Genomic DNA, 333 nt, shown 5'->3' with positions numbered 1-333 from the left:
TGCCCGCGATATATTCGCCAGACAGGTTGAGTTTGAGATGGTCAACGCCGTATTTGAGGAACATGCGTGTCGATTTGCGCATCTCTTCCGGCCCGCACACGACTTCGCCAAAGCTAAGCTCACGGAACGGGAGGTGCGAAAGAGTGTTGTCGCCCAGACCGCCCTGAACGGTAATTTCCTGGCTGCCTGCGAGATAGCGCGGGCCAGGAAATTCGCCGGCGTTGATTGCATTGCGCGTCACCACGTCGAGGCGCGGCTTCGCAGTTGCCGCACCGATGGCGGACGTCCAGCCCATCTCCAGATAGCGCTTCGCCACGCGGACGCACCACAGAA

Annotated in this window: 1 pseudogene; it reads right to left on the bottom strand. The window is 60.1% G+C overall.

The features are described 5' to 3' along the window. Positions 1–333, bottom strand: a pseudogene (locus AB3X94_RS42035) (amidohydrolase family protein); the annotation flags it as partial.

It is taken from the genome of Paraburkholderia sp. BR10923 (assembly GCF_040948765.1).
Lineage (GTDB): Bacteria > Pseudomonadota > Gammaproteobacteria > Burkholderiales > Burkholderiaceae > Paraburkholderia > Paraburkholderia youngii.
The sequence above is the reverse complement of the archived record's forward strand: the minus strand, read 5'-3'. Positions and strand labels throughout refer to the sequence as shown.